Origin of the sequence: Bacillus sp. FSL R9-9834 (assembly GCF_038006905.1) — a bacterium.
GTDB classification, from domain to species: domain Bacteria; phylum Bacillota; class Bacilli; order Bacillales; family Bacillaceae_G; genus Bacillus_A; species Bacillus_A pacificus.
Window position 1 is genome coordinate 5,108,026 of record NZ_JBBOWD010000001.1, and the last position, 23,550, is coordinate 5,131,575.

Consider the following 23,550-nt stretch of genomic DNA (forward strand, 5'->3'; position numbering starts at 1 on the left):
AACTATTAAATTCAAAATCTATATGAATTTTTCCACAAAAAAAATAGAGTAAGGTGTAAACCTTACTCCATCTCCGCAAATACCATACGATCTTTTCCATTAATATCAAAAACAACCTCAACATGAGCATGTGGAAATGCTTGTTGTAACAGCCCTTTCACGTCCTCACCTTGCCCTACTCCAATTTCAAATGCGACAATTGCTTTCTTCTGCAACACATTCGGCAACTCTTCCATAAAGCGGCGATAGAAATCTAATCCGTCTTCACCACCAACAAGCGCTCTCTTTGGCTCATGCTCTTTCACCACTGGAGAAAGACCACGCCAATCTTCTTCCGGTATATATGGAGGATTTGAAACAACAACATCTAACTTTTGACCCGTTTCATAAAATGGTGATAATAAATCACCATGATAGAATGTTACTTCTGCGCCCAAAGTTTTCGCATTTTCTTTTGCAACTTCAATCGACTCCTGCGCAATATCTACCGTATACACATGAAGATTTTTATTTTCCAAAGCAAGCGTAATCGAAATCGCTCCACTACCTGTACCGATATCTGCTACATGTAGTTTCTCATCACCAAAATGACGCTCGATTCTTTCTAACACTCCTACTATAAGCTCTTCTGTTTCTGGTCTTGGTATTAATACTTCTTCATTCACAAAAAACGATCTTCCATAAAACATTTCATGACCAATCATATATTGAATAGGAATACCTTCTACATGCTTGTGGATAAACTCTGTAAAACTTTTTTCTTGTTCCGCAGTTATTTCTTCACGCATATTCATCAATAATCCTGTTCTATTCGTCTTTAATACATGACAAAGGACAATTTCTCCCGCATTTTCATCTCGTCCATTCTCCTGTAAAAAAGAAGAAGCCCATTTCAGGGCTTCATAGACACGCATTACTCAGCTGCCTCCATCCTTTGAGCCTGATCTTCCATTACTAAGGCATTGATGAAATCATCTAACTTACCTTGTAAGATTTGATCTAACTTTTGAATCGTTAAACCGATTCGATGGTCTGTAACACGGTTTTGCGGGAAGTTATACGTACGAATACGCTCTGAACGATCACCCGTACCAACAGCTTGTTTACGGTTTTGATCATACTCAGCTTGTGCTTCTTGTCTAAACTTATCATAAACACGTGCGCGTAATACTTTCATCGCTTTTTCTTTATTCTTAATTTGTGATTTCTCATCCTGACATGATACAACTACACCAGTCGGTAAATGCGTTAAACGTACCGCTGACATCGTTGTATTAACGCTCTGTCCACCAGGTCCACTAGAAGCGAATGTATCAACACGAACATCTTTCTCATGAATATCAATTTCTACTTCTTCTGCCTCTGGTAATACAGCTACAGTTGCTGTAGATGTATGGATACGTCCACCAGATTCCGTTTCAGGAACACGTTGTACACGGTGAGCGCCATTCTCGAATTTCAGCTTCGCGAAAGCACCTTTACCGTTAATCATAAAGATAATCTCTTTATATCCACCTAACTCTGTATAGCTAGCCTCGATAATCTCCGTTTTCCAACCTTGCACCTCAGCGTAACGGCTATACATACGGTATAAGTCACCAGCAAATAAAGCGGCCTCGTCGCCACCAGCAGCTCCACGAACCTCAACGATAACGTTCTTATCATCGTTAGGGTCTTTTGGTACAAGTAAAATTTTCAGACGCTCTGATAATGTTTTTTCTTGTGATTCTAACTCAGAAACCTCTTCTTTTACCATTTCACGCATTTCTGCGTCTAACTTATCTTCTAACATTGCTTTCGCATCTTTTAATTGCTCACGAACATCCTTATACTCACGATACACCTCTACCGTTTCCTGTATATCAGACTGTTCCTTTGAATATTCACGAAGCTTATTTGAATCACTAATAATTGCTGGGTCGCTTAGCAATTCATTTAACTTCTCATAACGATTTTCTACAGCTTGCAAACGATCTAACACATCATTCACCTCTACATCCTAGTATCTAATACAAATAGTATATGGTACTTACTCAAAAAAACGCAAATTATATTTAAAAGTGGTGGTAGCTCATTCAGCTCTGACCAGCTAAGGTTCTTTCGACCTAAAGGTGCTTTTTACCTTTCGGGCGGAAGGTTCTTAGCTGCGAAGAGCTAGCCGCTGGAGCTAGATATCACAACTTAAAGCGCAAGTGGCTCACACCACTCACACTCTCTATTCTGAAAAAAACCCGCCTTGCGCAGCGAGTTTTACTTATCTTTGTTTGTAGGAACTGCATGACAATGACGACAGCGTGGTTCATACGATTCTGAAGCACCAACTAAAATAATCGGATCATCAAATGCCGCTGGTTCTCCATCAATTAATCGTTGTGTACGACTTGCCGGAGATCCACATGCAGAACATACTGCTTGTAGTTTTGTTACATGTTCAGCAATCGCCATCAGCTGAGGAACTTGTCCAAATGGTAGACCACGGAAATCTTGGTCTAAACCAGCTACAATGACACGATAGCCACGATTTGCCAATACTTGCACCACTTCCACAATGTCCCCATCAAAGAATTGCACCTCATCGATTGCAATTACATCCATTTCTTCAGTGATATGTTCAAATATATCTTTTGAAGCTGAAACAGGAACTGCTTTTACCTTTAATCCGTTATGTGATACAACGTCTTCTTCACTATAGCGATTATCAATACATGGTTTAAATACAATTGCATGTTGTTTCGCAAATTGCGTACGACGCACACGGCGGATAAGCTCTTCTGATTTACCAGAAAACATACTACCGCAAATCACTTCAATCCAACCGTTCTGATTTATTAAGTACATGAAGCTCTCCTTTCATCTACTTTTTAATAAAAAGTAGGGTAAAGGTATAATATTTTCGCAAAAAAAACAGACAAGCGAATAGATACACTTGCCTGTTTTATGTTTTTATTACTTAAGACCGTATTTCTTATTGAAGCGGTCAACGCGTCCGTCTGCAGTAGCAAACTTCTGACGTCCAGTGTAGAATGGGTGAGAATCAGAACTGATCTCAACTTTTAGTAATGGATAAGTGTTACCATCTTCCCACTCAACAGTTTCGTTAGATCCTCTAGTAGATCCGCTTAAGAATTTGAAGCCTGTGTTTGTGTCCATGAATACAACTTTCTTGTAATCTGGGTGAATTCCTGCTTTCATTCTTTTCATCTCCTTCCGCCCTGAATCATTTTCGAAACAGAGTTTTTCATCTTCAGCTGCATACACAACTATATTGATGAAACACATATGATGAAATTATAACAAGGCTAACTTCATTTTGCAACTACCTGTTTTTGTCTTTTTAATTTTAAAAGCAGAAGCGGCTCGCTCAGAATCGCAGGCTATTTAGAACTCTCGACCTTGAAGCGCTTTTTGCTTCGAGCGAGAGAGTGAAATGACCGGAGATTCTAGCCGCTGGAGCTGGATAACACCTTAAAGTGGAGGCAACTCATCCAACTAGAACCAACTAATGCCCTTCCACTCATCTCTCTTTAAGATCACCTAAAAAACATAAAAAACTCGCTTACCATAAAATAAGCGAGTCCCAATCTTTTCCCTTTACTTCGTTGTTACATATCTTTTCGAATCTGCAACAATGTTTTGTAAAAATTCTTCATTTGTCTTTGTTTGACGAAGTTTACGTAAGAAACCTTCAACAAAGTCTGGTGTATCACGCATTGTTTTACGAATACCCCATAGCTTGTCTAAATGTTCTTTCGGAATTAATAGATCCTCTTTACGTGTACCAGAACGGCGAATATCAATTGCCGGGAAGATACGACGCTCAGCTAATGAACGATCTAAGTGAAGTTCCATATTTCCAGTTCCTTTAAATTCTTCGTAAATTACATCGTCCATACGAGATCCTGTATCAACAAGCGCTGTTGCTAAAATCGTTAAGCTACCGCCTTCTTCAATATTACGTGCAGCTCCAAAGAAACGCTTCGGTCTATGGAAGGCAGCTGGGTCGATACCACCCGATAATGTTCTACCACTTGGCGGAATAACAAGGTTGTAAGCTCGCGCTAAACGGGTAATACTATCCATTAAAATGATAACATCTTTTTTGTGCTCTACAAGACGCATTGCACGTTCTAACACAAGTTCCGCTACTTTAATATGATTTTCTGGTACTTCATCAAAAGTAGAGCTTACAACATCTCCTTTAACAGAACGTTCAATATCTGTTACTTCCTCTGGACGCTCATCAATTAGAAGGACAATTAATTCAGCTTCCGGATGATTTGTTGTAACACTGTGTGCGATTTCTTTTAATAGACTAGTTTTACCAGCCTTTGGAGGCGCGACAATTAAACCACGTTGTCCAAATCCAACTGGTGCAATTAAATCCATGATGCGTGTCGGTAACTTTTTCGGTTCCGTTTCCAATTTCATTTGGCGATCTGGGTATAATGGTGTTAATGCAGGGAAATGCACACGCTCTTTTGCTGACTCTGGATCATCTCCGTTTACAGCTTCAACTTGTAATAATCCAAAGTAGCGTTCATTTTCTTTCGGAGGTCGTACTTTACCAGAAACCTTATCTCCATTACGTAAATCGAAACGACGAATTTGCGAAGCTGAGATATAAATATCTTCTGAGCTTGGAGAGTAGTTGATAGGACGTAGGAATCCAAATCCTTCTGATTGAATAATTTCTAATACGCCTTCCATGAAGAAGAAACCTTCTTTTTCTGCTCGAGCTTTTAAAATGGCGAAGATTAACTCTTTTTTCGTTAATTTGCTATAATACGAAATTTTAAATTCTTTCGCAAGCTCGTATAACTCTTTTAATTTCATGTTTTCTAATGCTGCAATTGACAAATTCATTCAGACACCACACTTTAACGTTATTCTCTTTTCACATGGGTAAAGGGAAAAAATACGGAAGGCAAATAATTAATAATGAAAGGCAATAAGTTCAAGTAGGGTAATATTCACTATTGTAACCCTTTTATCTAGTTTTAATCAATACGTTGAAACACAAATACAAGAAGCGAAGACAAGAAAATTTGTCTTCGCTTTTTATTTAATCTAGTTTCATCAGCTAGAATGGTCGGTGGCTTCACTTCTTCCCCCTCCCATTCTGAGCGAGCCGCTTGCACTTTTTATTTAATAACCAAGTTCGGTTTTTTATTTAAGCTGTGACGTCCGTCTACGAAGCGTACTGTGCCTGATTTTGCGCGCATAACAAGGGATTGTGTTGTTCCTACGCTACCTTTAAATTGAACGCCGCGTAATAGTTCTCCGTCTGTTACACCTGTTGCTGCGAAGATTGCATCGTCACCTTTTACTAAGTCCTCCATGCGAAGGATGCGGTTGATGTCGTCTATGCCCATCTTTTTGCAACGCGCCAATTCAGCTTCGTTTTGTGGTAATAATTTCCCGTGAATTTCTCCACCTAAACATTTTAATGCAACTGCCGCTAACACACCCTCAGGCGCACCACCAGAGCCGAATAAAATATCTACACCTGTACGATCAAATGCTGTGTTGATTGCGCCAGCTACGTCTCCATCATTAATCAATTTAATGCGAGCACCAGCTTTACGAATTTCTTCAATAATTGCTTGATGACGTGGACGGTTTAAAACTGTCGCTACAACATCTTCAATATCTTTGTTTTTCGCTTTCGCAACTGCACGTAAGTTATCGATAATAGGCGCATCAATATCGACCGCCCCAACCGCTTCTGGGCCAACCGCGATTTTATCCATGTACATGTCAGGAGCATGTAACAAATTACCATGATCTGCAATTGCAATAACAGCAAGAGCATTCCATCCACCAGCTGCTACAATGTTTGTCCCTTCTAAAGGATCAACTGCAACGTCTACACGCGGACCATATCCTGTACCTAATTTTTCTCCGATATATAGCATTGGTGCTTCATCCATTTCACCTTCACCAATTACAACTGTACCTTTCATCGGAATTGTATCAAATACATCACGCATAGCTGATGTTGCTGCACCGTCTGCCTCATCCTTTTTCCCGCGTCCCATCCAACGCGCTGATGATAAAGCTGCAGCCTCTGTTACACGTACTAACTCCATAGATAAACTTCTTTCCACGATAATCCCTCTCCTTTAAGCCTTTATATTTCTGCCGTATTTTGTGAACCGTGTTTTTCTATAAAGTGTACTTCCGCAAGTAGTGATGCTTCGCTTCCCCCTCGCGGAAGTATCACTTATGCGTTCTTCATTTCTTCAATTTCTTGCTTTGTCATTTGTTCTCGCCAAATGTTTGCACCAAGCCCTTTAAGCTTGTCTACTATATTTTCATAGCCACGATCAATATGCTCAAGTCCGGTTACTTCTGTAATTCCATCCGCCATCAATCCTGCAATAACAAGGGCTGCTCCAGCTCGCAAATCACTCGCTTTCACTTTTGCACCTTGTAATAAAACAGGACCAGTTACGATAGCTGACCGACCTTCTACTTTAATTTGCGCATTCATACGACGTAATTCATCAATATGTTTAAAACGTGCGCCATAAATCGTATCCGTTACAACACCCGTTCCATGCGCCTTTGTTAAAAGCGTTGTAAACGGCTGTTGTAAATCTGTTGGGAAACCTGGATATACAAGCGTTTTTATATCAACGACTTTTAATCTTCTATCACCGTTCACTGTAATTTGGTCATCATTCGTTTCAACTTGGACACCAGCTTCTCTTAATTTTGCGGTAACTGACTCCAAATGCTGAGGAATAACATTATCAACTGTTACTTCTCCTCCTGACGCAGCACCTAAAATCATATACGTACCCGCTTCAATACGATCTGGAATGATCGTATGATGACAACCGTGCAGTGAATCCACACCATCAATTCGGATTACATCTGTACCAGCACCTTTAATACGTGCTCCCATGCTAGTTAACAGTGTAGCTACATCAATAATCTCTGGTTCTTTCGCTGCGTTTTCAATAACAGTTCTACCTTTCGCTCGTACAGCTGCTAGCATAATATTAATCGTAGCTCCTACACTAACAACATCTAAATAAATACGTGCCCCTCGTAGTTCATCTGCTCTTAAATAGATAGCACCTTGTTCATTCGTAACATGTGCACCTAACGCTTCAAACCCTTTAATGTGCTGATCAATCGGCCTCGGTCCTAAGTGACATCCACCTGGAAGCCCAATAACAGCTTTTTTAAAACGGCCAAGCATCGCACCCATTAAATAATAAGAAGCACGTAATTTTTTCACTTTTCCATTTGGTAAAGGCATTGCAACCATGTTAGAAGGATCGACTACCATCTCTTCCTCCTGTCCATAAGTCACTCTCCCTCCAATTTCCTCTAGTAAGTCTCCTAACATTTTCACGTCCGAAATATTAGGGACACCACCAATAGTTACTGGAGTATCTGCTAAAATTGTCGCTGGAATTAGTGCAACGGCGCTGTTCTTTGCACCACTCACGCGAATTGTTCCATTTAAAGCTCTTCCGCCTTCAATTAGCAATTTTTCCATATTGAGCTCCCTTCTTGTGAATGTATTTACTTTCTATATTTTTATAGAAAGCTCCCCCTTAAGAATCTCAATTACTTTTCCATCCCAAAACTCAATAAATAGGAAACCATTATCTTCATTTCTCCTGTAATACAAAAAGATAAAGATTAACTATTTATCGAATTTACTTTATCAATTTAGATACGTTATCACATTTATTAATAGGACTATGCACATTATTTTCTATTTCAAAAACAAAATGATAAAATCTTTAGACTTGTTCACGCTTTCATTATACAACGAAAGGAAACCGTCTAAAAGAGTAGACGGTTTCCAAAACGGAATTTTATTCTTACGCTTTACCGTTAGAACCGAATTCGCGAATTTTACCAATAACAGTTGCTTTGATAGCGTCGCGGCCAGGTCCGATAAATTTACGAGGATCGTAAACTTCTTGGTCTTTGTTTAATACTTCACGAACAGCTTTTGTAAACTCAATTTGGTTCTCAGTGTTTACGTTGATTTTTGAAGTACCTAAAGAGATAGCTTTTTCGATATCAGCAGTTGGGATACCAGTACCACCGTGTAATACTAAAGGTACGCCAGTGAAGTCACGAACTTGTTCCATTTCAGCGAATCCTAAGTTAGGCTCACCTTTGTAAGGACCGTGTACAGAACCTAAAGCTGGAGCTAGGCAATCGATACCTGTTGCTTCAACAAGGTGCTTACACTCAGCTGGGTCAGCGTAAATTACGCCTTCAGCGATTACGTCGTCTTCTTGTCCGCCAACTGTTCCAAGCTCAGCTTCAACAGATACGTTACGAGCGTGTGCGTATTCTACTACTTTTTTAGTAGTTTCTACGTTTTCTTCGAATGGGTGGTGAGAAGCGTCGATCATTACAGATGTGAAACCTGCATCGATTGCTTCTTTACATTTTTCGAAGCTTGAACCATGGTCAAGGTGAATCGCTACAGGAACAGTGATGTTCATTTCTTCGATTAAAGCTTTAACCATAGCTACAACTGTTTTGAAACCAGTCATATGACGAGCTGCACCCTCAGATACACCTAGGATTACAGGAGATTTTTCTTCTTCCGCAGCAGCTAAGATAGCTTGAGTCCACTCTAAGTTGTTCATGTTGAATTGACCAACTGCGTATTTTCCTTCTAGTGCTTTGTTTAGCATTTCTTTCATAGAAACTAAAGGCATGGTGAATCCTCCTAAAAAACGTTTTTTGTATCCGATAAGTTCTTATCGCTGGTAGTATGACCAGAATAAGGTAAAATATGTATATCTACATACCGGACTTTTTTCTACACTCAATAGGATAACAACTTGTACTCAAAAACTCAACCGTATTCACCTGCACAATAGTCCATGTAAACGCTTTTTTCCATATTTTTTATAAAAAATTCATTTTTAAGCCTCTACAGCGAGCTCATTTCTCACCGCTTGACGAATTTCATCAATATCAAATGGTTTAGCAAAATGCATTAAAGCACCTAAATCTTTTGCTTCTTGGATCATATCAAGCTCTCCATAAGCAGTCATTAAAATCACTTTAATACTCTCATCAATTTCTTTTACATGCTTTAAAATCTCTATACCATCCATACCTGGAATTTTCATATCTAACACAACTAAATCTGGATTATCTTTTTTCACGATATCTAAAGCTTGAAATCCATTCGCTGCTTGGAATGTCTGATAACCTTCTTTTTGGAACACTTCATGTAATAACACACGAATGCCATATTGATCATCAACGATTAAAATTTTCCCTTCCATAACTCCCAACCTTTCTGTGTAAGTACAAGATTTAAAGCTTCTTATATCTTAACGATTAATTTTCGCTATTCTTTACCAAATTCCTTCCTATTTCTTTCTTATTTTACCGTTTCCCATTTTGTTATGCCACCTTCGATTTCACCTTTCTAAAAAAATAAACTATAATGAAAGCCGGTAAACACGTACGAAGGGAGTAACATTATGTTAAAAATTTTTTCAACCCAATTAAGCGGTTATTTCTCCAGAGTTTCTCAAAAAGAGGAAATGAATATAGAAGATAGCGCCCGTCTACTTGCTCAAGCATTAGTTGGCGAAGGTTTCATTTATTTACATGGTACAAATGAAATGGAGGGCGTTGTTGCTGAAGCGCTATTCGGTGCTGAACCAATGAAGCAAGCAAAACGACTATTTGAAAATGGTAAGGAAGTAGAAGTAACTTCTGCAGATCGTGTACTTCTTATTAGCCGTTTTTCAACAGATGAAGAAGTTGTAGCAATAGCAAAAAAACTTCAAGCAGATGGACACTCTATTGTCGGCATTTCTGCTATTCAAGAAGGCAATGAATCACTAGAACAATATACAGATGTACATATTGATACGAAATTGTTAAAAGGGCTTATTCCAGACGATGAAGGTAATCGCTACGGATTCCCAAGCTTAATGATAGCTTTATTTGCATATCACGGAATCAAATTTACAATCGATGAAATAATTGAGGATTATGAATAACTTACGTTAAAAGGACCTAAAATTTAGGTCCTTTTATAAATCTCTATTTTATTATGAACCAATACGCCCCTTTTACTAATATTCCTTTTTTCCTGTACCTAAATTATATTGGAAGATTCCATTTTAATGATATAAAATAGAATTTGATTTTACATTTCTTAGAAAGAAGGAGAATATATTGGGGTTTATTTTATTTTTAATAGTAATTTATATTGCTTATAAGTGTTTTAGTTCTGATTCTGGGGGAAGTACCCAAGTAAACCGTAACGATTCATCTGGCTCATGGTACCATCCTGATGGACAATTTATAGAAGGATTTTATATAGAAGATAGGGATGTTTACGCTAAAGGTCCTGTCTTCTCCTTTAATTTCGGGGAGCAAGGGTTACTGTATGGATACGAGGAAGGTATTCTCCAACTTCGAAACTCTACTGGTAATATTGAAATCCAACTCAAGCAAGTAAATGACCGTCGTATCGTTCCTATCTTTTTTCATATAAACGGAAAACCATTCTCTGTTGTAGATAAAAATGGAAATTTTCTCAATCAAAATAATTCCAATTTCAACATCATCAGTGTTGTGCACACATTTAGTCATATGTATGCTGAAATATCAGATGCAAACTTCAATGAACAATTAAAAATAGAGGTCTATATTTTCATGAGAGACCTTCTTATTTTCAATATGATGATTAAACGAGGTATTATAGCAAAGTTCGAAAATCAAAACATATTTGTCTCTAACAAATATGATGGCCCCCTATTCGTTGATAAATTTAGAGAGATATTTGTGATTGCTGAAGAAACAATCGAAACTCACATGGACTGGATTACCTCTGAGAATAATGATTCTAGAGTTTCTATACTTCTTGAAATTCTAGAATTACCTACAGATACAAGAGATATGAATATTATTAAAAAACAGTATAGAACTTTAGCCAAGAAATATCACCCTGATACAGGAAATGGATCAGAGGAAAAAATGAAAAAAATCAATGTTGCTTATGAGGAACTTTGTCAACACCTTGCAGCATCTTAAATCAACATTACAAAAAATAAAGCCGGCACTTTAAAAGTGCCGGCTTTATTTTTTATTACTTGCTCTCTTTATTCGTAATAGACGCTCTTACGAAGTCATGGAACAATGGTTGTGGACGGTTTGGACGAGAAACAAGTTCTGGGTGGAACTGTGCTGCTACGAACCAAGGGTGATCTTTCAATTCAACGATTTCAACTAAACGGCCGTCTGGGCTTGTACCAGAGAATACAAATCCTGCTTTTTCCATATCCGGACGGAATTGATTGTTGAACTCATAACGATGACGATGACGCTCATATACAACCGGCTCATTGTAAGCGTTGTAAGCATTTGTTTCTTCAGCAAGCTTACATGGATATAGACCAAGACGAAGTGTACCACCTAAGTCTTCTACATCTTTTTGTTCTGGTAATAAGTCGATGATTGCATAAGGTGTGTCAGGATTGATTTCAGAAGAGTTAGCTCCTTCTAATCCTAATACGTTACGTGCGAATTCGATTGATGCAAGTTGCATACCTAAGCAAATTCCTAGGAATGGAACTTTGTTTTCACGAGCATATTGAATTGCAACGATTTTACCTTCTACACCACGATCACCGAAGCCACCTGGTACAAGGATACCATCTGTATCTCCTACTAATTCTTGTACGTTCTCTGCTGTTACGTGCTCAGCATTTACCCATTTCACTTCTACATCTGTGTCGAAAGAGTAACCTGCATGACGAAGTGCTTCTACAACAGAAATGTATGCATCTTGAAGCTCTACGTACTTACCAACAAGAGCGATTTTTGTTTTCTTAGAAAGGTTACGCACTTTTTCAACTAGCGCAGTCCACTCTGTCATATCTGCAGCTGGATTGTCTAATTTTAAGTGATCGCAAACGATTTGGTCCATATTTTGCTCTTGAAGAGATAATGGAACTGCATATAAAGTATCTGCATCGCGTGCTTCAATAACTGCTTTTGTATCAATGTCACAGAATAATGCAAGCTTGTCTTTCATATCTTGAGAAACAGGCATTTCTGTACGAACAACGATAATATTTGGTTGAATACCTAAACTGCGAAGCTCTTTAACGCTATGTTGCGTTGGTTTTGTTTTCATTTCACCCGCTGCTTTTAAGTACGGGATTAACGTACAGTGAATGTACATTACATTGTCACGACCGATGTCGCTCTTAATTTGACGGATTGCTTCTAAGAATGGTAGAGACTCAATGTCACCAACAGTTCCACCGATTTCTGTAATAACAACGTCCGCGTTTGTTTCGCGACCAGAACGGTATACGCGCTCTTTAATTTCGTTAGTAATGTGAGGAATAACTTGAACTGTTCCTCCTAGGTATTCACCACGACGCTCTTTTTGAAGAACTGAAGAGTAAATTTTACCTGTTGTTACGTTGCTGTATTTATTTAAATTGATGTCGATGAAACGCTCATAGTGACCAAGGTCTAAGTCAGTTTCTGCACCATCATCTGTTACGAATACCTCACCGTGTTGGTATGGGCTCATAGTCCCTGGGTCTACGTTAATGTATGGATCAAACTTTTGAATCGTTACGTTTAAACCACGATTTTTTAAAAGTCTTCCAAGAGATGCTGCTGTAATACCTTTTCCTAGAGACGATACTACACCGCCTGTTACAAAAATATACTTAGTCATGAAAAAGCTCCCTTCTATTTTGCTGTTATATAATCACCGTTGCAAAGCGCAACGTATGTAGATAACACTGTATCCATCTTATTGTTAGACTCTTTTTATTTTCTAAACAAAAAACAAAAAAGAAAATTGCTCCCCTCATCACATAAAGTAATAAGTAGGGAGCAATTTTCTTTTATATTTACACTTTAAAAGTATTATCGTCCTTTTTTAAAGAGCCCAAAAATGATTCTACATGGACGATAATGAAAAGTCAAGAACTACAGTTCTTCCTCTTCTTCTTCTTCAGTTTCATCATACTCAAGTTCTTCTTCAGCGAAGTCATCTTCATCTTCGTCTAAATCATCAAGATCATCGTCGTCTCCGTCTTCGTCTTCAAGAACCTTGTCCAAATCTTCTACATCATCATCTTCGTCTTCATTTCCATCTACATCATCAAAGTCATCTTCATCTTCGTCAATGTAGTCGTCAAAACCGTCTTCTTCAACTTTACGTTTCTTCTTCGGTTTTGGTTGAGGCAAGATTTCTTCATCAATTTGCTCGTATGGGTACCAGCTGCGTAGCCCCCAACGATTTTCTCCTAAATTAATGAAACGTCCATCGATGTTTAAGTCTGTATAAAATTGTGCGATTTTCGCATTAACTTGCTCTTGAGATAGTCCCAGCACTTGAGCGATTTCTCGAACCAACTCGTTGAATGTCGTTGCTTGTTTTTTATCCCCTAAAACGCTATGTACAACTTCAATCATTGAACATTCTTTTAGCTCTTCTGGTGAATATTGCTTAAAATCCACTTATGCGGCACTTCCTTTCATCAAATATAACCTTATATATAACGGCCTGCTTAAAAAAATCCATACTATTCATTATAAACAAAAGTCACACAAATATGCTACAAAAAAAACGGGAAACTTTTATAGGGTAGTATACATTCCTTATTTCGGAAGCATATGGGCCCCTTGTAATACATACCTAATTTGCATGTCTGTATATTCTTCGAGCGTATATAGCTTTTGCAGCGCCCAACGTCGAAATCCCCACATCTGTCCTTGTATAAAAATATTATGCGCAAGAAGCTGTATTTCTTTTTTATTTAATGTAAATGTTCCGTTTTCCGTACACTGTTCTAAAATATTCTCAAACATTCCTACCATTTGAAACTCCTTTTCTAATACGTACGGGAGTGATTCTTTCGGTAAGAAGCGTACCTCTTGATACATTATTAATACTTCTTCCTGCAATTCGTCCATCACTTTAAAATAATTCGTTATTGCTATCTTTAAACTTTCTACACTTCCTTTTTCCGTACAAACTACTTCCTCTAATCTTTCTTTTACATGTTCATAAATACTATCACAAACTAAATACAAAACATCATCTTTTGTACGAATGTATTCATAAAGCGTTCCAATACTAAATCCAGCTGCCTTTGCAATCTCTCTCGTTGTTGTACGCGGAAATCCTTTTTGTTTAAACAGTTGCACTGCACCTTTAATCATTTGTTCACGCCTTAACGCGACTAATTTTTCATCTTTCACTGATGCATGCACATTATGTTTAACCATCCCCTTCACCTCTCTATTATTTTTTGGAAGGAAAAAGCGTAGGAAAATACCTACGCCTTTGATCCTACTTCGTTAACATACGAGAAATTACGAGCCTTTGAATCTCTTGTGTTCCTTCATATATCTGTGTAATCTTTGCATCTCGCATATATCGCTCTACCGGATAATCTTTCGTATAACCGTAACCACCAAATACTTGTACCGCTTCAGTCGTCACCTTCATCGCGGCATCGCCTGCAAATACTTTTGACATCGCCGACTCTTTCCCATAAGGAAGTCCTTCCGATTCCAGCCAAGCTGCTTGATATGTTAGAAGACGCGCCGCCTCCACATCCGTTGCCATATCTGCAAGTTTAAAGCCAATCCCTTGCTGCACCGCAATCGGCTTCCCAAACTGATGACGCTCTCTTGCATATTCTACGGAAGCATCTAAAGCCCCTTGTGCAATACCAACCGCTTGCGCCGCAATACCGTTACGGCCACCATCTAATGTTTGCATCGCTATCTTAAACCCTTGTCCTTCTTCCCCTAGTAAATTCTCTACAGGAATACGGCAATCTTCGAACATAATTTCAGTTGTTGGTGAAGAGCGAATCCCTAATTTACTCTCCTTCTTCCCAACTGAAAATCCTGGTGTATCACTTTCCACTATAAATGCACTCGTGCCACGCTGCTTCGATTCAGGATCAGTTAATGCGAAAACAACATAAATATCAGCAATACCACCATTAGTGATAAATATTTTTGATCCATTTAATACATAATGGTCTCCATCTCTTTTGGCGATCGTCTTCATTCCACCAGCATCCGATCCAGATCCTGGCTCCGTTAAGCCGTATGCACCAATTTTCTTTCCTTCAGCCATCGGTCGTAAAAATGTTTGCTTTTGCTCTTCTGTTCCAAATTTAAAAATTGGCCAACCAGCAAGTGAAGTATGTGCAGACAATGTTACACCTGTAGAAGCACATACGCGTGATAATTCTTCAATAGCAATTACATACGCCAAGTAATCGCTTCCAATTCCGCCGTATTCTTCAGGCCACGGAATTCCGGTTAAACCAAGCTCTGCCATTTGATCAAATAGCGCACGATCAAACCTCTCTTCTTCATCACGTTCAGCTGCTGTCGGTGCTACTTCGTTCTTAGCAAAGTCCCGAACCATTTTTCTTATCATTTCATGTTCTTCTGATAGTTTAAAATGCATGCCCGTCTCCCCCTTATGCTTTTATAAAGCCCGGCTAATAACAAGTTTCTGTATTTCACTCGTTCCTTCATATATTTGCGTGATTTTCGCATCACGGAAAAATCTTTCTACTGGATAATCTTTCGTATAACCGTAACCACCAAATACTTGCACTGCTTCAATCGCAACTTCAACAGCTGTTTTAGAAGCGAATAATTTCGCAATAGATGCTTCTTTACCACATGGTAATCCTTGCGCTCTTAGCGATGCCGCCCTATATACAAGTAATCGCGCCGCTTCTACGCTAGTTGCCATATCTGCAAGTTTGAAGCCAATCCCTTGCTGCGCCGCAATTGGCTTTCCGAATTGCTCACGTTCTTTCGCATAATCAATCGCACATGCAAGCGCCGCTTCAGCAATCCCTAATGCTTGCGCCCCAATTCCAATTCGCCCAACATCTAAATTCGCCATCGCTACTTTAAATCCTTGTCCTTCTTCACCAAGTAAATTCTCAGCCGGTACCTTCATATCCTCGAACGTAAGTTGTACAGTGCGAGAACCGAGCAGTCCCATTTTATGCTCATCTTTACCGATGATTAAGCCTGGTGTATCTTTCTCTACTATGAATGCAGAAATCCCACTCTTTCCTGCCTCTGGATTTGTAGAAGCGAATACAATATATGTACTTGCTTCACCACCATTTGTAATGAACACCTTCGATCCATTAATAATGTAATGATCGCCTTTCTTCAAAGCTCTTGATTTCAAACTTCCTGCATCCGATCCTGCATTTGGTTCTGTTAATGCAAATGCACCTAAATATTCACCAGTCGCAAGTTTAGAAACGTATTTCTCTTTCTGTTCTTCTGTTCCGAAATATAAAATCGGGTTCATTCCAACTGACGTATGCACAGCTAAAATTACACCAACTGTTGCGCTTACCTTTGAAATTTCTTCAATTGCTAAAATGTAAGAAATAAAATCCATTTCTGCACCACCGTATTTTGCAGGCGCTGGAATTCCCATTAATCCAAGCTCACCCATCTTCTGCAAAATCTCTTTTGGGAACACCCCTTGTTCCATACTAGGAACAAAGGGAGCAATTTCCTTCTGTGCAAAATCTCGAACCATTTTCCTCATCATTTGCTGCTCTTCATTAAAACGAAAGTTCATATACTCCGCCTCCATTTGCTATATAACCTTTTAACAATTTGGTAAGACCACTATTTTGTAACAAAGGGGGATTTATTCGTAAACGTAGAAACCACGACCTGTTTTACGTCCTAACCATCCTGCATTTACGTACTTACGTAGCAATGGACATGGGCGATATTTACTATCACCTAAACCTTCATGCAACACTTCCATAATGTATAAACATGTGTCTAAACCGATAAAATCAGCGAGCGTTAAAGGGCCCATCGGGTGATTCATACCAAGTTTCATTACTTCATCAATTGCTTCTTTCGTCGCTACCCCTTCATATAACGTATAGATTGCTTCGTTAATCATCGGTAATAAAATACGGTTCGATACAAATCCTGGGAAATCATTTACTTCAACTGGTACTTTGCCAATTTTCTTCGTAATATCCTCAATTGTTTCGTATACCGCATCATCTGTAGCCAAACCACGAATAATTTCAACAAGTTTCATAACCGGAACCGGATTCATAAAGTGCATACCGATTACTTTTTCCGGACGTTTCGTTACCGCGGCAATTTCTGTAATCGGCAAAGATGACGTATTTGTCGCTAAAATTGCGTGTTCTGGAGCAATTTCATCTAAATTCGCAAAGATTTTCTTTTTAATATCCATTTTCTCGACAGCTGCTTCGATAATAAGATCCGCTTCCTTCACACAATCTAAATCAAGCGTTACTGCAAGACGGTTTAATGTCGCTTCCTTTTCTTCTTCCTTCATGCGCCCCTTTTCTACTTGGCGTGCTAAGTTTTTCGTAATAATAGCCAATCCTCTATCTAATTGCTCCTGTTTTAAATCTTGAACCTTCACATCGTATCCTGCCATTGCACATACTTGTGCAATTCCTGATCCCATTTGTCCTGCACCAATTACAACAATTTTTTGTACACTCATTTCTTCTTCCCCCTTAATTTTCAATAAACTATATACCGTCTAATCTTAATTAGTGAACTTCAATCATCACTGCATCACCTTGACCACCACCGCTACAAATCGAAGCAATTCCAATTCCGCCGCCGCGTTGCTTCAGTGCATGGATTAGTGTAACGATAATGCGCGCTCCGCTTGCTCCAATCGGATGCCCCATCGCCACTGCGCCGCCATTTACATTCAATTTTTCTGGATCAATTCCCGCAATCTCTGTACTTGCAATTGCTACCGCTGCAAATGCTTCATTAATCTCGAATAAATCGATGTCTTCAATTGTCTTGCCTGTTTTTTCAAGCAATGCGTTAATTGCATAACCTGGCGTTCTCGGGAAATCTTTAGACTCCACTGCAATTGCTGTATGTGCCAAAATTGTCGCTAACGGCTTTCTTCCTTCTTGCTTCGCTCTGTCTTCGCTCATTAATACAAGTGCAGCACCACCATCGTTTAAGCCTGGTGCATTACCAGCTGTCACTGTCGCTGTTTTATCAAATACAGGTTTTAATTTTGCTAACTTTTCAATTGTTGTATCCGCGCGTGGCGCCTCATCCTTTGCAACGACAATAGGATCGCCTTTTCTTTGCGGAATCGTTACTGGCACGATTTCCTCTTCAAAACGCCCTTCTTTATGTGCTGAAACCGCACGTTGGTGGCTACGATATGCCCATTCATCTTGCGCTTCGCGAGAAATTCCATCTTCCTTCGCAACTTCTCCGCCATAAACACCCATGTGTATACCAGAAAATGCGCATGTTAAACCGTCAGCAATGTTTAAATCAACGACTTCGTTGTTGCCCATTCTGTATCCCCATCTTGCTCCTCGTAAAATGTAAGGACTGTTACTCATCGACTCCATACCACCAGCTACAATCAATGATTGATCGCCAGTACGAATAATTTGATCCGCTAACGTAACGGCACGAAGCCCCGACGCACAAACTTTATTCACTGTTTCCGTCTGCACTTCCCAAGGGATTCCAGCAGCCCTCGCCGCTTGGCGTGATGGAATTTGTCCCTGTCCACCTTGAATAACCGTTCCGAATATAACTTCCTCAACATCACTAGCAGAAACATTTGCTCTTTCAAGCGCCGCTTTAATTGCAATCCCTCCAAGTTCTGTTGCTTTTACATCTTTTAAAGACCCTCCAAATTTCCCAACCGGTGTTCTTGCAGCACTTAAAATAACTGTTTTACTCATGTTTCTTTCCCCCATTTCTTTTTATCACTGAGCGTGCGCTCGGTGTTCCTACGTTGAGAAGAGGTGCAATAATTGCACCTCTTTCTAAAGTTGTATGCATTCCTACAAACTAGATTGCTTCTTTCTTCTGTCCAATCACTGAACGTTCTAAAATCTCTGTTACATCGAGAGTTTGAACTTTCTCTTCAACTTCTTTCGCTTTCGTCCCATCACTAATCATCGTTAAGCAATAAGGACATCCTGTACCGATAATGGATGGCTGTACAGCTAATGCTTGTTCTGTACGAGCAACGTTAATGCGTGAACCTGTTGTTTCCTCCATCCACATTAAGCCACCACCTGCTCCACAGCACATTCCCGTTTCACGGTTACGTGCCATTTCTACAAGGTTCACACCAGGAATCGCTTTCAAAATGTCTCGTGGCGCTTCGTATACTTCGTTGTATCTTCCTAAGTAGCAGGAATCATGGTACGTAACTGTTTCCTCAATAGCGTGAACCGGTTTTAAGCGTCCTTCTTTCACCCACTGAGCTAACAGTTCTGTATGATGATAGACTTCTGCTTGCAAGCCAAAGTCCGGATACTCATTTTTAAATGTGTTATAAGCATGAGGGTCAATCGTAACGATTTTCTTCACTCCTGCTTTTTCAAATTCCTCGATATTTTTTGTCGCCATCTCTTGGAAGACAAATTCATTTCCAAGGCGGCGCGGTGTATCTCCAGAGTTCTTCTCCTTATTACCGAGTATTGCAAATGAAATGCCTGCTTCGTTCATCAACTTCGCAAACGATATCGCAATCTTCTGACTACGATTATCATATGATCCCATTGAACCAACCCAGAATAAATATTCGAACTCCTCGCCAGCTTTCGATTTTTCTTTTACAGTTGGAACCGTTACTTCATCATCACCTTGGCGCCAAGTTTCACGCTCTTTACGGTTTAGACCCCACGGATTCCCTTGACGCTCGATGTTTGTCATCGCACGTTGCGCTTCCGCATCCATCTTTCCTTCTGTTAAAACGAGATAGCGGCGTAAATCAATAATTTTATCAACATGCTCATTCATAACCGGACACTGATCTTCACAGTTACGACACGTTGTACAAGCCCAAATCTCTTCTTCTGTAATAACATCTCCAATTAAACTCGGATCGTAAGCGAGTGTTGTGACTGCAGATTCTTGTTGTCCTTTCCCCGCTGCCATCATCGCTAACTGATTTCCTTGTGTATTATTAAAAGCAACTACCGGAACCCACGGTGCTTTTGATGTCACTGCAGCTCCTTTATCAGTTAAATGATCGCGAAGTTTTAAAATCAAATCCATCGGCGATAACATTTTCCCTGTTCCTGTTGCCGGACACATATTTGTACAACGACCACACTCTACGCAAGCGTATAAATCAATAAGCTGATTTTGTCTAAAGTCTTCGATTTTACCAACACCAAATGTTTCTTGTGTTTCATCTTCAAAGTCAATCTTTTCAAGTTTCCCTGGATTTGAAAGGCGGCCGAAGAAAACGTTAGCTGGTCCCGCAATTAAATGCGCGTGTTTCGATTGTGGAACATAAACTAAAAACGTTAACAAAATTAGTAAATGCACCCACCAAGAGAAATAGAACACAGAAATGGCTGCGGTTTCATTTATCCCTGAGAAAACGTAAGCGATTGCAGAAGCGATTGGCTCACTCCATGAAAGCTCCTCGCCATGCCATATAATTCCCATCCCATTACCGAGTAGCACAGAAATCATTAAGCCACCGATGAAGATAAGAACAAGGCCTGATTTGAAATTACGTTTTAAACGAACTAGCTTCTCAACATAACGTCGATGAAAAGCCCAAAAGACTGCAATTAAAATAACAAGTGTGACAATTTCCTGGAAGAATGTAAATGCAGGGTATAGTGGTCCAAGTGGAAGATGTGATCCTGGTGCGAGTCCTTTCCAAACGAAGTCAATTGCTCCAAATTGGACAAGAATAAATCCGTAAAAGAACATAACGTGAATAATGCCGCTCTTTTTATCTTTCAGCAGCTTTTTCTGACCGAAAACATTGACCTTAAGGAGATCCCAACGCTCTTTAAAACGACGGTCAAATTCAATCTTTTTTCCTAACTGTATGTAGGCCATCCTCGTTCGTATAAGATACACAAACAAATATCCCGCATAAGCAATAACAGCAATGGCAGCCAGCCAATTCATGATCAGTAAGCTATTCATTTTTATGCTACCCCTCTCTTTGTAAGCCCTCTTTCTTTTTTAGAATCTTCAAAAACATATAATTTTCTGAATTTTATCCCCTACCTTCATTATATAATGAGTGAGCATTCAGTCAACAGTTTTTTGTTATACAACAACATATTTTTTAATAAAGCTGTTTATTTCGGTGAAACTATAAAGTGAAACTTTAATCAGTAGAAGTTATTTACTCCCTACTAATTATTAGCCCACAAATAACAGGATAAAATGAATGTTTGATTTATAAAAAACGAATGGTGAAAAGACCGTGAAGGAGGGAATTTACTCATGTTCTTCTTATCTCTCTTATTAATAGGTAGCACTCTCTGGATTGTAATTGATCTTTCTTATGGGAGAATTGTTCATTTAAAGCGTGTACGTTCTCGTTCTTTCCCTTTACGTCAAAGTGATTTTCACCTTTATACATACGGAAAAGATTTGTATGACGCTCTATTTACTGATATAAAACAGGCGAAACACCATGTGCACGTTTTGTTCTTCATTGTAAAAAACGATAAAATCAGCCGGGAATTTTTAAAGTTACTTATTGATAAGGCAAAGGAAGGAATTGAAGTAAGACTTCTACTCGATCGATTGGGAAGCCATCATTTATCAAATGAGGCCATTCGCTCCCTACAAAAACATGGTGTCTCTTTTTCATTTTGTCACAAAGTAAAGTTTCCCTTTCCTTTCTTTTCTGCAAATCAAAGAAACCATAGAAAAATTACAGTTATTGACGGGAAAATTGGTTATATTGGTGGATTTAATATTGGAGAAGAATATTTAGGACATAATCAAAAATTAGGATTATGGCGCGATTATCATTTACGTCTTACAGGAGAAGGAATACAAGATTTACAAAAGCAATTTTTACATGATTGGCTGGACGATACAGACCAAAATTTATTAGAGGCATCTCTTTATTTTCCTAAGCAACAACCAGGAACCATTCTGCATCGTTTTATCCCTACTGATGGGGCCTACTTGCAAAATACATTTTTATATTTAATTGAAAGCGCAGAAAAAGAACTCTTTATCGGTACACCATATTTCATTCCTGGAAGAAAAATTATGAATGCATTATTAGAAGCACGAAAACGCGGGGTTCAAATCACAATTCTCGTTCCAGAAAAAGCGGATCACCCCCTTGTTCGAGAAGCAAAATTCCCATATTGCCGAAAGTTAATACAAGCTGGCTGTAATATTTACGCATTTCAACAAGGTTTTTTTCACGCTAAAGTTATTATAGTTGATGACTACATCTGTGATATCGGAACTGCAAACTTTGATATGAGAAGTTTATATATTAACCATGAAATCAACTGCCTTTTATATGATGAACATTTTATACAAACAGTAAAAAATAAATTCCACGAAGATCTAGAAAATGCTTCATTACTTTCCTTGAAAGATGTTAGTCCGAATTCTCTCATTAATAGAGGCAAAGAATGGATAGGAACAATACTTGCTTTCTTTCTATAGGAAAGATAATGCATAAAGGAGATGTATTCATTATGATTATGCGTTTCGGATATGTCTCACATGCAATGGCACTCTGGGACTGTTCTCCGGCTAAAACGATGACATTTACAAGCTTTCAAAAGCTTAGTAAACAAGAACGAGAAGATAAATTATACGATGTTACGCGACAGAATCTTGAGCATACAATACGTATTCTTCATTACAATATAGCGCATGAAATTCCATTATATCGCTTATCTTCTTCCATCGTCCCACTTGCAACACATCCCGAAGTCGAGTTTGATTACATCGGGTTGTTCACACCGCTTTGGCGTACAATTGGGGCATTAATTAAAGAACATAATTTACGAGTAAGTTTTCATCCAAATCAATTTACGCTATTTACAAGCGATAAGCCACACATTACAACTAACGCTATTACAGATATGACTTATCACTATAAAGTATTAGATGCAATAGGAATTGCAGATTCTTCTTATATTAACATCCATGTAGGTGGTGCCTACGGAAATAAAGAAAAGGCGGTTGAACGTTTCCATGAAAACATAAAAAAACTTCCTGCACATATAAAAAGGCAAATGACACTTGAAAATGATGATAAAACATATACAACTGCTGAAACTTTATCTATTTGCCAAAAAGAAAAGATTCCATTTGTATTTGATTATCATCATCACATGGCAAATCTTTGCAAAGAACCGTTAGAAGAGTTACTTCCTGCAATTTTTGAAACTTGGGCACATACAAATATCCTTCCTAAAGTTCATATTTCTTCCCCTAAATCAAAAAAAGAATTTAGGGCTCACGCGGAATATATTGATTTAGAGTTTATTAAACCTTTCTTACACGTTGCAAAAAAAGTCAATCATAATTTCGATATTATGATTGAAAGTAAACAGAAAGATTTAGCGATGCTGCAATTCATACATGAATTATCCGCTATAAGAGGAATAAAAAGAATAAATAGCTCAACATTACAATGGTAAATTGTAATGTTGAGCTATTTTTTTCAAAAAAAGTAATTTTTTTAGTGAAAAACACCCT

At 38.7% G+C, this 23,550-nt stretch carries 20 protein-coding genes and 1 pseudogene; 4 read left to right on the forward strand and 17 right to left on the reverse strand.

Annotated features, from left to right (window positions below; all coding sequences use genetic code 11):
* Positions 1-62 precede the first annotated feature (62 nt).
* The 9 genes from prmC to spo0F all read right to left on the reverse strand — a co-directional run bounded on the left by prmC (position 63) and on the right by spo0F (position 9,281).
* Positions 63-914, reverse strand: coding sequence for a peptide chain release factor N(5)-glutamine methyltransferase (gene prmC, locus MKY00_RS26815; protein ID WP_016719005.1), 852 nt, complete (start codon positions 912-914; stop codon positions 63-65).
* Positions 914-1,981, reverse strand: a complete 1,068-nt coding sequence (gene prfA, locus MKY00_RS26820; protein ID WP_000887065.1) for a peptide chain release factor 1 — start codon at positions 1,979-1,981, stop codon at positions 914-916. The genes prmC and prfA overlap by 1 nt, the downstream gene beginning before the upstream one ends.
* Positions 1,982-2,250: 269 nt before the next feature.
* Positions 2,251-2,838 carry a thymidine kinase gene (locus tag MKY00_RS26825; protein WP_000280862.1) on the reverse strand — a complete coding sequence of 196 codons (588 nt, stop codon included), beginning with the start codon at positions 2,836-2,838 and terminating at the stop codon, positions 2,251-2,253.
* A 108-nt stretch (positions 2,839-2,946) separates the two neighbouring features.
* Complete coding sequence (locus MKY00_RS26830; protein ID WP_000643437.1) at positions 2,947-3,192, reverse strand: type B 50S ribosomal protein L31; 246 nt, start codon at positions 3,190-3,192, stop codon at positions 2,947-2,949.
* Positions 3,193-3,591: 399 nt separating this feature from the next.
* Positions 3,592-4,863, reverse strand: a complete 1,272-nt coding sequence (rho, locus tag MKY00_RS26835; protein WP_001053898.1) for a transcription termination factor Rho — start codon at positions 4,861-4,863, stop codon at positions 3,592-3,594.
* A 278-nt stretch (positions 4,864-5,141) separates the two neighbouring features.
* Positions 5,142-6,107: a class II fructose-bisphosphatase gene (glpX, locus tag MKY00_RS26840; protein ID WP_000442334.1), complete on the reverse strand. Its 966-nt coding sequence runs from the start codon at positions 6,105-6,107 to the stop codon at positions 5,142-5,144.
* A gap of 116 nt (positions 6,108-6,223) precedes the next feature.
* Positions 6,224-7,513 carry a UDP-N-acetylglucosamine 1-carboxyvinyltransferase gene (murA, locus tag MKY00_RS26845; RefSeq protein WP_000413260.1) on the reverse strand — a complete coding sequence of 430 codons (1,290 nt, stop codon included), beginning with the start codon at positions 7,511-7,513 and terminating at the stop codon, positions 6,224-6,226.
* A gap of 331 nt (positions 7,514-7,844) precedes the next feature.
* Positions 7,845-8,702, reverse strand: a complete 858-nt coding sequence (locus MKY00_RS26850; RefSeq protein ID WP_001131850.1) for a class II fructose-bisphosphate aldolase — start codon at positions 8,700-8,702, stop codon at positions 7,845-7,847.
* Positions 8,703-8,912: 210 nt separating this feature from the next.
* Positions 8,913-9,281 (reverse strand): sporulation initiation phosphotransferase Spo0F, encoded by a 369-nt coding sequence (spo0F, locus tag MKY00_RS26855; RefSeq protein ID WP_000398594.1) that lies wholly within the window; start codon positions 9,279-9,281, stop codon positions 8,913-8,915.
* 201 nt (positions 9,282-9,482) lie between these two features.
* On the opposite strand from spo0F, the gene MKY00_RS26860 reads away from it, so the two are divergent.
* Positions 9,483-10,010, forward strand: a complete 528-nt coding sequence (locus MKY00_RS26860; protein WP_016719006.1) for a DUF2529 domain-containing protein — start codon at positions 9,483-9,485, stop codon at positions 10,008-10,010.
* A gap of 178 nt (positions 10,011-10,188) precedes the next feature.
* The gene (locus MKY00_RS26865; protein WP_061184178.1) at positions 10,189-11,049 is read left to right on the forward strand and encodes a J domain-containing protein; all 861 of its coding nucleotides are present in this window, start codon (positions 10,189-10,191) and stop codon (positions 11,047-11,049) included.
* 55 nt (positions 11,050-11,104) lie between these two features.
* Here MKY00_RS26865 and pyrG read toward each other — a convergent pair whose 3' ends face one another.
* The 8 genes and pseudogenes from pyrG to MKY00_RS26905 form a co-directional block, all read right to left on the reverse strand.
* A complete protein-coding gene (gene pyrG, locus MKY00_RS26870) occupies positions 11,105-12,712 on the reverse strand; it encodes a CTP synthase (protein ID WP_000170453.1) in 1,608 nt (535 codons plus the stop codon).
* 257 nt (positions 12,713-12,969) lie between these two features.
* Positions 12,970-13,503, reverse strand: coding sequence for a DNA-directed RNA polymerase subunit delta (gene rpoE / locus MKY00_RS26875; protein ID WP_016719008.1), 534 nt, complete (start codon positions 13,501-13,503; stop codon positions 12,970-12,972).
* Between the two features lie 141 nt (positions 13,504-13,644).
* Positions 13,645-14,274: a TetR/AcrR family transcriptional regulator gene (locus tag MKY00_RS26880; protein ID WP_000238604.1), complete on the reverse strand. Its 630-nt coding sequence runs from the start codon at positions 14,272-14,274 to the stop codon at positions 13,645-13,647.
* A gap of 64 nt (positions 14,275-14,338) precedes the next feature.
* Complete coding sequence (acdA, locus tag MKY00_RS26885) at positions 14,339-15,478, reverse strand: acyl-CoA dehydrogenase AcdA (RefSeq protein WP_000545534.1); 1,140 nt, start codon at positions 15,476-15,478, stop codon at positions 14,339-14,341.
* 21 nt (positions 15,479-15,499) lie between these two features.
* Positions 15,500-16,630, reverse strand: a complete 1,131-nt coding sequence (locus tag MKY00_RS26890) for an acyl-CoA dehydrogenase (RefSeq protein WP_016719009.1) — start codon at positions 16,628-16,630, stop codon at positions 15,500-15,502.
* A gap of 72 nt (positions 16,631-16,702) precedes the next feature.
* Entirely contained in the window at positions 16,703-17,554 is an 852-nt protein-coding gene (locus MKY00_RS26895) for a 3-hydroxybutyryl-CoA dehydrogenase (protein WP_000116031.1), read from the reverse strand.
* 49 nt (positions 17,555-17,603) lie between these two features.
* Positions 17,604-18,885 (reverse strand): annotated as a pseudogene (locus tag MKY00_RS26900) (acetyl-CoA C-acetyltransferase).
* A 9-nt stretch (positions 18,886-18,894) separates the two neighbouring features.
* On the reverse strand, positions 18,895-21,006 hold the full coding sequence (locus tag MKY00_RS26905) for a heterodisulfide reductase-related iron-sulfur binding cluster (protein WP_016719011.1): 2,112 nt from the start codon (positions 21,004-21,006) through the stop codon (positions 18,895-18,897).
* 306 nt (positions 21,007-21,312) lie between these two features.
* On the opposite strand from MKY00_RS26905, the gene cls reads away from it, so the two are divergent.
* Both cls and uvsE read left to right on the forward strand, forming a co-directional pair.
* A complete protein-coding gene (cls, locus tag MKY00_RS26910; protein WP_000465820.1) occupies positions 21,313-22,506 on the forward strand; it encodes a cardiolipin synthase in 1,194 nt (397 codons plus the stop codon).
* A 32-nt stretch (positions 22,507-22,538) separates the two neighbouring features.
* Positions 22,539-23,492 carry a UV DNA damage repair endonuclease UvsE gene (gene uvsE, locus MKY00_RS26915; RefSeq protein ID WP_016719012.1) on the forward strand — a complete coding sequence of 318 codons (954 nt, stop codon included), beginning with the start codon at positions 22,539-22,541 and terminating at the stop codon, positions 23,490-23,492.
* Positions 23,493-23,550 lie beyond the last annotated feature (58 nt).

What these genes read in the sequence shown, in the direction of transcription:
- prmC (WP_016719005.1), bottom strand. Translation starts at nt 914, where the DNA reads ATGCGTGTCTATGAAGCCCTGAAATGGGCTTCTTCTTTTTTACAGGAG.
- MKY00_RS26825 (WP_000280862.1), bottom strand. Translation starts at nt 2,838, where the DNA reads ATGTACTTAATAAATCAGAACGGTTGGATTGAAGTGATTTGCGGTAGT.
- MKY00_RS26830 (WP_000643437.1), bottom strand. Translation starts at nt 3,192, where the DNA reads ATGAAAGCAGGAATTCACCCAGATTACAAGAAAGTTGTATTCATGGAC.
- rho (WP_001053898.1), bottom strand. Translation starts at nt 4,863, where the DNA reads ATGAATTTGTCAATTGCAGCATTAGAAAACATGAAATTAAAAGAGTTA.
- murA (WP_000413260.1), bottom strand. Translation starts at nt 7,513, where the DNA reads ATGGAAAAATTGCTAATTGAAGGCGGAAGAGCTTTAAATGGAACAATT.
- MKY00_RS26850 (WP_001131850.1), bottom strand. Translation starts at nt 8,702, where the DNA reads ATGCCTTTAGTTTCTATGAAAGAAATGCTAAACAAAGCACTAGAAGGA.
- spo0F (WP_000398594.1), bottom strand. Translation starts at nt 9,281, where the DNA reads ATGGAAGGGAAAATTTTAATCGTTGATGATCAATATGGCATTCGTGTG.
- MKY00_RS26860 (WP_016719006.1), top strand. Translation starts at nt 9,483, where the DNA reads ATGTTAAAAATTTTTTCAACCCAATTAAGCGGTTATTTCTCCAGAGTT.
- pyrG (WP_000170453.1), bottom strand. Translation starts at nt 12,712, where the DNA reads ATGACTAAGTATATTTTTGTAACAGGCGGTGTAGTATCGTCTCTAGGA.
- MKY00_RS26880 (WP_000238604.1), bottom strand. Translation starts at nt 14,274, where the DNA reads ATGGTTAAACATAATGTGCATGCATCAGTGAAAGATGAAAAATTAGTC.
- acdA (WP_000545534.1), bottom strand. Translation starts at nt 15,478, where the DNA reads ATGCATTTTAAACTATCAGAAGAACATGAAATGATAAGAAAAATGGTT.
- MKY00_RS26890 (WP_016719009.1), bottom strand. Translation starts at nt 16,630, where the DNA reads ATGAACTTTCGTTTTAATGAAGAGCAGCAAATGATGAGGAAAATGGTT.
- MKY00_RS26895 (WP_000116031.1), bottom strand. Translation starts at nt 17,554, where the DNA reads ATGAGTGTACAAAAAATTGTTGTAATTGGTGCAGGACAAATGGGATCA.
- MKY00_RS26905 (WP_016719011.1), bottom strand. Translation starts at nt 21,006, where the DNA reads ATGAATAGCTTACTGATCATGAATTGGCTGGCTGCCATTGCTGTTATT.
- cls (WP_000465820.1), top strand. Translation starts at nt 21,313, where the DNA reads ATGTTCTTCTTATCTCTCTTATTAATAGGTAGCACTCTCTGGATTGTA.
- uvsE (WP_016719012.1), top strand. Translation starts at nt 22,539, where the DNA reads ATGATTATGCGTTTCGGATATGTCTCACATGCAATGGCACTCTGGGAC.